Consider the following 11,287-nt stretch of genomic DNA (forward strand, 5'->3'; position numbering starts at 1 on the left):
ATCTACAAAGAGGATCAAGGGATTATTCTCTTACGTCCAAAGAAAGGGTTTCGAGAAACGAGCAGTTTTAGGAATCGAGCGACGACAGACCGGAGCGTACACACGGTACGTGAGGATCTGGAGGAGTGAAGATGACACCAAAATGCGACGTTGATCGGAAGCCGTAACTAAATGGTTTGGTGGCGATAGCGAAGAGGCCACACCCGTTCCCATGCCGAACACGGTCGTTAAGCTCTTCAGCGCCGATGGTAGTTGGGGGCTTCCCCCTGCGAGAGTAGGACGCTGCCAAGCGATAAAGCACAATCCAATCGGGTTGTGCTTTTTTTTATTGTCAAAAAGTAAAATTGTTTCTACAAGGAGGATCAAGAGATTTGCGGAAGCAAGCGAGTGAAAACTGAACGTATATCAACATACGTGACAGGAAGGAACAAGCGCAGCTGACAAAGAAGCTCGCCGGTCATCTGAAGCAGAAAAAGCGCTGAAGAGCGTTGATCCGAAGGAGCAGAGTCATCGAAGGAAAGCCGATGGCCACACCATGAAAAGGCGCCAAAGAAAAGCATCATGCCCCTACCCTCCCAATAAGAAAGCAGAGATCCACTCTGGGATCAGTTGCTCGTATCCATCAAGCAAACGAAGGATAATGGGCAAATCCTCCCCATCAAATGTATGGAACAACTCACCCCACCACTCTGTTTCATATCGGCAAAGCATGCTCAAATTGTATAGAAGCAAGTAATGAATGGCAATCGAGGGTAAGTGTAAGGTTTCTTCTCGATCTGTCAGCAGCCACACTTTCGATTTTGATTCGTACAGAAAAGGGTGGCATTTAAAAGGATTTAAGGGTGATGAAGCTTTGAACATTAAAAAATCCCCAGATTCAGAGCTTTCTTGACGAGTGAATTTTTTCACGCTGTAGTCATTTAAATAAGTTTCAAAGCGTGTCTCGGTCATGTGATAATGGTCGAGTAGCGTCGTTGGAATACGTAAGGTTGCTTCATCGATATGGCAAGGAACTGCTAACGTTTTTTTATAGATTGATTCTAGAACTGGAAACAGAATTGGCGCATGAAGCAACAACGTTTCCATTCGATATTTTTCCCCATTGATCTGCTTCATGTGAAACATTTTGTCGAGAACATGGGAAAACAATCCATGGCGCTGCACCTTCACTTCATCTGAAAAGAAGCGGTAGCGGTTTTTTTTGCGCTTCCGCGTAGTAACCCCGTGAGCTAAAACTTGTGATGAAGAAGGATATTCAGGATCGACGGTTAAGATACATACTTTTAAAAGCTGAATAAGTCCATAGAAAAAAAGAACTGGCTTGATTTCATAAGGTGCATTTGCTCCTTGTTCAAGAAACAATTTTCCATGTTGAAGATGGTACATAAATGCGTAACATGTGCGATAACTCATAGTTGAAGATTGGGCAATTTCTTGTTGTTCATATCGGTCAAAGAGATACTTTCTCGTATAGGTTGCAGAAAAAAACGGGAGAAGTTTTTCCCAGCGATGTTCAGTCAAAAAAATACCTCCTTTCCCTGATTAAAATTTTGAAAAATCGAACATTTACCCGTTTCTTGACAGTAGTTTGCCCACTTGATAAGCTACTAATAATATTTTTAGGAAAATCTGCGGAGGGGGAAATAAAACGTGTGGGAGAATAAGTTTCAAAAGGAAGGGCTTACCTTTGATGACGTGTTACTCGTTCCTGCAAAATCAGAGGTACTACCTCGAGATGTTTCAGTTAAAACAAAGCTAACGGAAACATTACAACTTAACATTCCGATTATTAGTGCAGGGATGGATACGGTGACAGAAGCGAAAATGGCGATCGCCATTGCACGCGAAGGTGGACTTGGAATTATTCATAAGAACATGTCTGTAGAAGAGCAAGCAGAGCAGGTAGACCGAGTTAAACGATCAGAAAGCGGCGTTATAACGAATCCCTTTTTCTTAACTCCAGATCGCCAAGTTTTTGATGCGGAACACTTAATGGGTAAGTATCGGATTTCCGGTGTCCCTATTGTTGACGAAGATCAAAAGCTTGTCGGCATCCTTACAAACCGCGACCTACGCTTTATTGAAGATTATTCCACGTTAATAGATGATGTGATGACAAAGGAAAACTTAGTGACCGCACCAGTCGGTACGACGTTGAAAGAAGCTGAAGAAATTTTACAAAAGCATAAAATTGAGAAATTACCACTCGTTGATGAAAGTGGTACATTAAAAGGGCTTATTACGATAAAAGATATCGAAAAAGTAATCGAGTTCCCGAATTCAGCTAAGGATTCCCAAGGACGTCTCATTGTTGGGGCTGCTGTTGGCGTATCTGCTGATACTGATGTGCGAGTTGCTGCGTTGGTGGAGGCGGGTGTCGATGTCATTGTCATCGATACAGCCCATGGTCACTCAAAAGGTGTCCTAGAAAAAGTAAAAGCCATTCGCGAGCAATACCCTGATTTAACGATTATTGCTGGAAACGTAGCAACAGCTGAAGCAACAAGAGATTTAATTGAAGCTGGTGCCAATGTTGTCAAAGTAGGAATTGGGCCTGGCTCCATCTGTACGACTCGAATTGTTGCAGGAATTGGGGTTCCTCAAATTACCGCTGTCTATGATTGCGCAAATGAAGCGAGAAAGCACGGAGTACCAATTATTGCTGATGGAGGAATTAAATACTCTGGAGATATCGTCAAGGCACTAGCTGCAGGTGGACATGCCGTCATGCTTGGAAGCCTTCTCGCAGGTGTTTCAGAGAGCCCTGGGGAGAGAGAAATTTTCCAAGGGCGCCAATTTAAAGTATATCGAGGGATGGGGTCTCTCGGTGCGATGGAAAAAGGAAGTAAGGATCGTTATTTCCAGGAAAATAATCAGAAACTCGTTCCAGAGGGAATTGAAGGAAGAATCCCTTATAAAGGGCCACTTCATGATACGATTCATCAACTTGTCGGCGGGATTCGTGCAGGTATGGGCTATTGTGGAACGAAGACGATTGATGAACTGCGAGAAAATACGCAATTTATTCGTATTACCGGTGCTGGATTACGAGAAAGTCATCCACATGACGTTCAGATTACAAAAGAAGCACCAAACTATACATTATAATTACGGTGTTGTAACAATTCATAGATAGGGGACTTCCCTATCTATTTTTTTATGAAAGGATGTGATAAAATATCGTTTATGTGACAGTTAGTGGAGGTGCAGAAAACGTGAAACACCAGACCAAAAAATGGTTCATTCTTGTCCTTGCCATGGCTATGGTTTTTTCTATGTTTACGCCAGCAATGACGGCCAACGCCGCTTTTGAATTAGAGGCAGAATCAGCCATTTTAGTGGACGCAGAATCAGGAAAAATTTTATATGGAAAAAATATTGATGCCGTTTTACCTACAGCAAGTATGACGAAGATGATGAGCGAATATCTCATCCTCGAAGCCATAAATGAAGGGGAAATCTCTTGGGACCAGGAAGTTCCGATTAGTGATTACGTGCGAGAGCTTTCCTTATATGTACAGTTATCCAATGTTCCTCTCAGACAAGATGAGACTTACACTGTAAAGGAACTCTATGAATCTGTGGCGATCTATTCTGCCAATGCTTCAACAATTGCTTTAGCAGAATTAATCGCAGGCTCCGAATCCGCCTTTGTTCAACGGATGAATGAAAAAGGGGAAGAATTAGGTCTCGAAGATTTCAAGTTTGTGAATTCATCTGGTTTAAATAACAAAGATTTGCTAGGGAATCATCCGGAAGGAACGGATGCGAATGCGGAAAACGTCATGTCTGCTAGAGCAACGGCCAAGCTTGCATATAACCTCCTAAAGGATTATCCTGAAGTTTTAGAAACGGCGAGCATCCCAGAAAAAACATTTCGTGCTGGTGAAGGCGAAGAAATTGAAATGGAAAACTGGAACTGGATGCTTAAAGGGATTAGACCACAGCACGATTATGAAGGAATTGACGGTTTAAAAACCGGCTATACAGCCGAAGCAGGGAATTGCTTTACAGGAACAGCTGAACGGAACGGCATGCGCTTGATTTCCGTTGTGATGCGCACTGAGACGCGGGATGACCGCTTTAAAGAAACGGCGAAGCTATTAGATTATGGCTTTAACAACTTTACTCATACAGAAGTGTTACCAGCAGGATTTCAACCAGCAGAAGCCCAAACATTGCCAGTATCTTCAGGAAAAGAGCGAGAGGTTTCCATTTCAACAAGTGAACCATTGCATGCGGTTGTCCGTAATGGAGAAGAAGAACTCTATGATCCAGTCGTTACGATTGATGAATCATCACTTGATGAAGATGGAGGGCTTGAGGCTCCAGTAGAGGCTGGACAAGCGGTAGGTCAGATTACCCTTACGTATTCCGGTGATGGGGAGACGGCCTATCTCTATGAAGACCAGCAAGGTGGGGCGACTCTCGTGACAGATGCAGATGTTGAGCGAGCAGGTTGGTTCTCCCTCCTCATGCGAGGCATCGGTGGTTTTTTCTCCAACGTTTGGAGTGCAGCGGCTGATACCGTTCGCGGTTGGTTCTCATAATAGGTCAAAGGTGTCATACGCCTTTGCGGAAAGTTCGTTTCGTGCTACAATAATTACTGAAATTTATGATAATCTTATGGATGACTTGAGATACTATGTGAATGAGTAGTGAAGAGCATCGGTATAGGAGGAATGGATGATGGTGGATACAGGTACGGATCGCGTCAAACGTGGAATGGCAGAAATGCAAAAAGGCGGCGTCATCATGGACGTTGTGAACGCAGAACAAGCGAAAATTGCTGAAGAAGCAGGTGCTGTAGCAGTTATGGCACTTGAGAGAGTTCCTGCAGACATTCGTGCAGCCGGTGGTGTTGCGCGTATGGCAGACCCAACAATTGTTGAAGAAGTGATGAATGCTGTCTCAATTCCAGTCATGGCAAAATGCCGAATCGGTCATATTGTTGAAGCACGTGTTCTTGAAGCGTTAGGTGTTGACTACATTGATGAGAGTGAAGTTTTAACACCAGCGGATGAAGTATACCATTTAAACAAGCGTGACTTTACCGTGCCGTTTGTTTGCGGTGCACGTGATTTAGGCGAAGCCGCTCGTCGAATCGGTGAGGGAGCCTCCATGATTCGGACAAAAGGCGAGCCTGGAACAGGAAATATAGTCGAAGCTGTACGTCATATGCGCATGATGCAAGCACAAATTCGTAAGGTCTCTAACATGTCAACAGATGAGCTCATGACAGAGGCAAAAAACATCGGAGCTCCTTATGAGCTATTATTAAGTATTAAAGAAACAGGCAAGCTCCCAGTCGTTAACTTTGCAGCCGGCGGCGTGGCAACACCTGCAGACGCAGCATTAATGATGCAACTAGGTGCAGACGGAGTATTTGTCGGTTCTGGTATCTTCAAATCAGAAACACCAGAGAAATTTGCTCGCGCGATCGTTGAAGCGACTACACATTATGAAGATTATGATCTCATTGCGAAATTATCCAAAGGTCTTGGAACAGCAATGAAAGGGATTGAGATTTCTACATTGGATGCTTCTGAACGTATGCAAGAGCGTGGCTGGTAGAAAGGAAGCTAGGAAGCCAATGGTGAAAATCGGTGTATTGGCACTTCAGGGAGCCGTTAGGGAGCATGTCCGCTGCCTCGAAGCTCCTGGGGTGGAAGTGAGCATTGTCAAGAAAGTAGAGCAGCTTGAGGAGTTGGACGGTCTTGTCTTCCCTGGTGGGGAAAGCACGACGATGCGCCGCCTCATCGATAAATATGGCTTTTTTGAACCTTTGAAGGCATTCGCTGCACAGGGCAAGCCGGTATTTGGTACGTGTGCTGGGTTGATTTTAATGGCGGCACGTATTGATGGAGAGGATCATGGGCATCTTGAATTAATGGATATGACAGTGCAACGGAACGCTTTTGGTCGTCAGCGCGAAAGCTTCGAAACAGACTTGATTGTGGAAGGCGTTGGCGATGACGTACGTGCGGTTTTTATCCGTGCCCCTTTAATTCAGGAAGTGGGTCAAAATGTGGACGTGCTGTCCAAGTTTGGCGATGAAATTGTTGTCGCTAGACAAGGTCATTTGCTCGGTTGTTCATTCCATCCTGAACTGACGGATGATCGGAGATTTCATCAATACTTCGTCCAAATGGTAAAAGAAGCAAAAACCATTGCTCAATCATAAACAATGCGTTGAGAGGAACTAGTAATAGGAATACTTCTGTTCAGAGAGCTAGTGGACGGTGCGAACTAGCCAGAGGTGCCTATGAATCCATCCTTGAGTGGAATGCTGAACATAAGTAGGCGTTTCCGGTTCTGGCCGTTATCCAGATGAGTGGTCAGCGGTATAGCTGGCAACAAGGGTGGCAACGCGGGTGCTCTCGTCCCTTTTCTTTAGGGATGAGAGCTTTTTTGTATATAAACATTGATTCGATACCAAAGGAGGCGTTTTATATGTTGGATATTAAACGGTTGCGAAAAGACTTTGCAGGAATTAAGGAAAAGTTGCAAACACGTGGTGAGGACATTTCAGGCCTCGAAAAGTTTGGTAGCCTAGATGAAAAAAGGCGGCAAGTGATTGTAAAGGTAGAAGAATTAAAAAGCCGTCGTAACCAAGTATCACAAGAGGTCGCTCAGCTTAAACGGGAAAAGAAAGACGCAGATCATCTCATTAAAGAAATGCGTGACGTTTCTGATGAGATTAAAGGGTTAGATGAAACATTGCGTCAACTTGATGAAGAGCTTGATCAACTATTGCTTGCGATTCCAAATGTCCCCCACGAAAGCACTCCTGTTGGTGAAACGGAAGATGACAACGTCGAAGTGCGTAAATGGGGGGAAGTGCCGAACTTTCCTTTTGAACCGAAAGCCCATTGGGATCTAGCCACAGCATTAGGTATTGTTGATTTTGAGCGTGCCGCGAAAGTCACAGGAAGCCGTTTTGCCTTCTATAAAGGGGCAGGAGCGCGGTTAGAGCGTGCGCTTATTAACTTTATGATGGATCTCCATCACGACAAGCACGGCTATGAGGAGGTTCTTCCGCCATACCTCGTCAATCGTACGAGCATGACTGGAACGGGACAATTACCGAAGTTTGAAGAGGACGCCTTTAAAATTCGCGAGGAGGATTATTTCCTCATTCCGACAGCAGAAGTCCCAGTGACCAACTTGCATCGAGACGAAATTTTATCTGCGGATCAGCTACCGATCGCTTACACGGCATACAGCATGAATTTCCGTTCTGAAGCAGGCTCTGCTGGGCGCGATACCCGTGGACTGATCAGGCAGCACCAATTTAATAAAGTCGAACTCGTTCGATTTGTAGCACCTGAAGATTCTTATGGTGAACTTGAAAAGCTCACAGGCCATGCCGAAAAGGTGTTGCAGCTTCTGAAGCTTCCATATCGGGTGATGAGCATGTGTACGGCTGATCTCGGCTTTACAGCAGCGAAAAAGTATGACTTAGAAGTATGGATTCCGAGCGCAAACACGTATCGGGAAATTTCTTCTTGCAGTAACTTTGAAGACTTTCAAGCGCGCAGAGCCAACATTAAATTCCGTCGAGAGGCGAAAGGCAAAGCTGAGTTCGTTCACACATTAAACGGTTCTGGCCTTGCTGTTGGCCGTACGGTGGCAGCGATTTTGGAAAACTATCAACAGGAAGACGGAACAATTGTCATTCCAGAAGTGCTTCGCCCGTATATGGGTGGGATGGAAAAGTTTGAGGCGTAGTTACAAAGGGGGCTGTCGCAAAAGCACCTTAAAACATAAAGTCGGGAGAACCGCATCAAACGGTTCTCCCGATTTTTGTGTGGTTCTCTGGAATGAGATCCGAAGCACGAGTTGATTCATGGTATACTGCAGATAAGTAGCCGTTTGGTTACGCAAAAAAATCGCATGCAAACAAAGTGGGCGTGAGTCGATGTTGCACTTGTGCCTGTGGTGAAAGCGTCCGCCAAGTCGCCATTTCGAACGAATAAGCAAAGGAGCTGTCTCAAAAAGGGCGTTTCAACAAGAGTGAACGCCCTCTATTTTTGATTATAAAGTGAAAATGAAATTTCATTCAGAGGAGGTTCTTCCCTTTCCTCGTCGAATGGTGTGAGTCCCAATAGGATAAGGTTGACTCCATCCTCCAAGTGGGGGCTTTCGTTAGTTACATAGATCAACACCCAATTTTTCAAAGTAATGCAAAGCTAATGAGAAACGCGCTGTCTTTAGTGGATTGACGATTTGACTGACGTATAGATCACCAGCACCGCTCAAAAGCATGCCTGCTTCTTCTATCGACAGTGCTGTGCGATTCGCTAAAAAGGTAGCCATGTTTTTTGTCGCTTGAACAGCGGCTGCATCTAACGTTTCCGCAGAGGCTATGGTCATAAAATGGGTATCTGTTTTAAGCGCAGGAAGGGGGAACATTCGCTCTTTCTTGACATTTACTTTTAACGTAACGGTGCCAGCAATTTCAACACCACAGATAAGGATTTCCCCATCTCCCATTGCGGCATGTAAATCTCCGAGGGCGAGTAATGCTCCATCCACCTCCACTGGAAGATAGACCGTTGTTCCTGGCTTAATATCTTTCGTGTCTAGGTTGCCGCCGTGTGGTCCTGGGGTACCGTTATTGATCGGTTCTCCTGGCGGTGCCGTTCCGATCACTCCGATCATCGGTTGAAGAGGGAGGCGGAGACCCGTGGAATAAACGACGTCATCCCCTTCGATAGGAAAGAGCTTTGTTGTTGGTGAGTTTAAGGACTCGCCAAGTGCTCCTAGTCCAGGAGCAGCAGTCATGACACCTTGTTTGCCTACCTTGATGTCGAGTATCTCGATTTCAAGCATATCCCCTCGTCTGGCTCCTTCGACGTAGAGAGGGCCGGTAGCGGGGTTTACTCGGTTAAAGTCAATGGACGTGAGCGCTTGCTCTTCATTCGTTATTTGATCGCTGAAACAATCCTTCGTTTCAAAAATGACCGTATCCCCTGATTGACAAGAAGCGATAGGGACATTTTCCTTATCCATAAAAAAGATGGTGTTCTCATTCGATAGTCGAATCATAGCTTAGCCTCCTTATGCCTTTCAGCTTTACTTTACCATAAAAGGGAATAAAAAATCCTCAAAGCACGATTGGCTTTGAGGAAAGGTGAGGGATTATTGCCCAACCACTTGGATTCGTCCTTCCACAGGAGGGATTGGCTGACCAGAAGCAATGTAACGACTAGCCGCCTCGCTAAGCAATTCACCCGTGTCGATAACGAGGGTTCCATCGGCCAACCAAGAGTAACCATCACCGCCAGCTGCTAAAAAGTCATTAGTGGCAACTGTATACGTTTTATTTTTATCCAAAGGTTCACCGTTAACCGTAAGATCGATAATACGTTCTCCTGGTGCTTTCGTTTGATCATACGTCATCTGAACGCCAGATACTTGAAGAAAGCCTCCGTTTTCAGCTGGAGCTAAACGAACCGAATGCTCGAGTGATTGAAATAATTGCTCCCCTGTGATTTCAAGGGCTATCACCGTATTCGTAAATGGGAATGCAGCGATTACGTCTCCTTTTGTCACGTCGCCTGCTTCGATGTTTGCACGGATGCCTCCACCATTCGTAAAGGCAATGTCAGCGCCTGTCATGTCTCGCATGGCGTCGGTAATAAGGTTCCCAAGGTTGGATTCTTGGGTGCGAACAATCTCGCGCGCACCAACGAGTCGTTCGGGTACCGTGCCAATCACTTCCGCAAGAGCGTCCTCTACTTCTTTTTTATACGTATCGAGTAAATTCTCAACCTCAGGATCAGCCGTTAAACCTGGGTAATCTCTAATAAGCTGGCCGTAAGCAGAGGCGAATTCCCCTTGATGGAATAAGACATAGGTTACGCCTACAGCTTTTCCGTGCTCATACGCTTGCGTAATATACGTATCGTTTACTTTCACTGGTGACTCTAGCGTCGTATGGCTGTGCCCTCCTAAAATTAAATCGATCCCTTCCACTTGTTCAGCGATCTGACGGTCGACACCATAGCCAATGTGGGTGAGAAGAAACACATGATCGACGGTCGGTGCAATTTGATTGACGAGCGATTGGGCAGCCTCCACCTCATCGGTAAACGTTAAGCCTTTAATGTTATCGGGATGTGTCTTGACTGGAGTGTCAGAAGCTGTTAAGCCGATCAACGCCACCTTTTGATTGTGAATCTGAACGATCTGATGGGTGGAGAATAGGGTGTCCCCTGTTTCAGTCTTAAGGACGTTACCACTTAGGAGTGGGAATGCTAAAGTCTCCTCAGCTATTTGAACAAGCCGCTCATAGCCAAAGTTAAAATCGTGATTCCCTGCCACCATCGCATCATAGCCCATAAGGTTCATCGCTTCGGCGGCAGCTTCCCCTTCGTTGAAGTTCACATAGTTTGTGCCGTGGAACGTATCCCCAAGGTCAAGCAGCAAGCTTTCTGAGTTTGATTCACGCACGGAATTGGCGATGGAGGCGATTTTTGCTAATCCCATTTCACCATTGCTTTCATTGGGAAGAATTCGGCCGTGAAGATCGTTCGTGTGTACAATGGAGAGGCGCTCAAAGTTTTCATCTAGCCTCTCAAACATGTCGGTAAGCTCTGTTCGAGTCAATTTCGTTTTTGGCCGAAGCTTGTTGTTTTTTTCGAGCACAACAAGGCCATATTCAAGAGCAGCCGCTACCTCTGCTGGATAGGTGATTTGCCGCTGATCACGAACTTTTTTTAGCACATCTAAGTTAGAGGGTTCAAGCTGTAATGCCCGAATCAGTAAAACATATGCTTCCTCTTTACTAATCGGCCGTGTGGCGCCAAACTCTGCTCCTAACGTGTTGTCAAGAATATCCATCCGAATAGCTGCTTCTATGTAAGGAATGGCTTCTTTGGAGACATCGGAAAATGGCACATCGGCCCCTTCGTACATAGCAACCTCAAGTTCTAATTCATCAAGAAGGGTGATGAGATACTCCTCTTTTGTCACATGAGGTTTTCCCTTAGCTTCAGCAAAAGGCGTTTGAAAGCATGTAAGGACAAGAAAAAATGAGATAAGTGAGAGTATTGCTTTTTTCATAAAAATTCATCCTTTCATTAAAATGGTGATCTTTTTCTAGTGTACCAGAAGATAGCCGATTTCCAACGATGTGTAACAATAAATTAATTTATTGAATCAATTTCATAATTGCTTAATTTATAAATTTTGAGACGGGCAGAATTTATAAAATTTCATTTTTAAAAATTTAAGCAGCTTGTTGTTGCTGATGGCTAGTACGAATACGATCAACAGCGAG

Annotated in this window: 8 protein-coding genes, 1 rRNA gene and 1 other annotated feature; of the genes, 6 read left to right on the forward strand and 3 right to left on the reverse strand. The window is 44.9% G+C overall.

The window, feature by feature from the left end; translation table 11 throughout:
- The first annotated feature begins 175 nt into the window (after positions 1–175).
- A 5S ribosomal RNA gene (gene rrf, locus E2L07_RS19130) occupies positions 176–291 on the forward strand.
- A 276-nt stretch (positions 292–567) separates the two neighbouring features.
- Here the strand turns inward: rrf and E2L07_RS19135 are convergent.
- Positions 568–1,521, reverse strand: coding sequence for a YaaC family protein (locus E2L07_RS19135; RefSeq protein ID WP_134230370.1), 954 nt, complete (start codon positions 1,519–1,521; stop codon positions 568–570).
- Between the two features lie 129 nt (positions 1,522–1,650).
- Here E2L07_RS19135 and guaB point away from each other — a divergent pair, with 129 nt between their 5' ends.
- From guaB to serS, 5 genes are all read left to right on the forward strand, one after another.
- Positions 1,651–3,108 (forward strand): IMP dehydrogenase, encoded by a 1,458-nt coding sequence (gene guaB / locus E2L07_RS19140; protein ID WP_010896204.1) that lies wholly within the window; start codon positions 1,651–1,653, stop codon positions 3,106–3,108.
- 107 nt (positions 3,109–3,215) lie between these two features.
- Positions 3,216–4,550, forward strand: coding sequence for a serine hydrolase (locus tag E2L07_RS19145; RefSeq protein WP_053432625.1), 1,335 nt, complete (start codon positions 3,216–3,218; stop codon positions 4,548–4,550).
- Between the two features lie 139 nt (positions 4,551–4,689).
- Positions 4,690–5,574, forward strand: a complete 885-nt coding sequence (gene pdxS / locus E2L07_RS19150) for a pyridoxal 5'-phosphate synthase lyase subunit PdxS (protein ID WP_166740129.1) — start codon at positions 4,690–4,692, stop codon at positions 5,572–5,574.
- 19 nt (positions 5,575–5,593) lie between these two features.
- Complete coding sequence (gene pdxT / locus E2L07_RS19155; RefSeq protein ID WP_053432627.1) at positions 5,594–6,184, forward strand: pyridoxal 5'-phosphate synthase glutaminase subunit PdxT; 591 nt, start codon at positions 5,594–5,596, stop codon at positions 6,182–6,184.
- Positions 6,184–6,391, forward strand: a binding site (T-box leader). Its footprint overlaps the gene before it by 1 nt.
- A 62-nt stretch (positions 6,392–6,453) precedes the next feature.
- Positions 6,454–7,731, forward strand: coding sequence for a serine--tRNA ligase (serS, locus tag E2L07_RS19160; protein WP_134230371.1), 1,278 nt, complete (start codon positions 6,454–6,456; stop codon positions 7,729–7,731).
- Positions 7,732–8,148: 417 nt separating this feature from the next.
- Here the strand turns inward: serS and E2L07_RS19165 are convergent, their stop codons facing one another.
- Entirely contained in the window at positions 8,149–9,051 is a 903-nt protein-coding gene (locus E2L07_RS19165; protein WP_010896209.1) for an acetamidase/formamidase family protein, read from the reverse strand.
- Between the two features lie 93 nt (positions 9,052–9,144).
- Positions 9,145–11,070 (reverse strand): bifunctional metallophosphatase/5'-nucleotidase, encoded by a 1,926-nt coding sequence (locus E2L07_RS19170; RefSeq protein WP_134230372.1) that lies wholly within the window; start codon positions 11,068–11,070, stop codon positions 9,145–9,147.
- Between the last annotated feature and the right edge of the window lie 217 nt (positions 11,071–11,287).

This window comes from Halalkalibacterium halodurans, from assembly GCF_004376175.1.
Lineage (GTDB): Bacteria > Bacillota > Bacilli > Bacillales > Bacillaceae_D > Halalkalibacterium > Halalkalibacterium halodurans.

Bases quoted from the DNA above. Each gene is read 5' to 3' on its own strand.
- pdxT (WP_053432627.1), top strand. From the start codon at position 5,594: ATGGTGAAAATCGGTGTATTGGCACTTCAGGGAGCCGTTAGGGAGCAT.
- serS (WP_134230371.1), top strand. From the start codon at position 6,454: ATGTTGGATATTAAACGGTTGCGAAAAGACTTTGCAGGAATTAAGGAA.
- E2L07_RS19165 (WP_010896209.1), bottom strand. From the start codon at position 9,051: ATGATTCGACTATCGAATGAGAACACCATCTTTTTTATGGATAAGGAA.
- E2L07_RS19170 (WP_134230372.1), bottom strand. From the start codon at position 11,070: ATGAAAAAAGCAATACTCTCACTTATCTCATTTTTTCTTGTCCTTACA.
- pdxS (WP_166740129.1), top strand. From the start codon at position 4,690: ATGGTGGATACAGGTACGGATCGCGTCAAACGTGGAATGGCAGAAATG.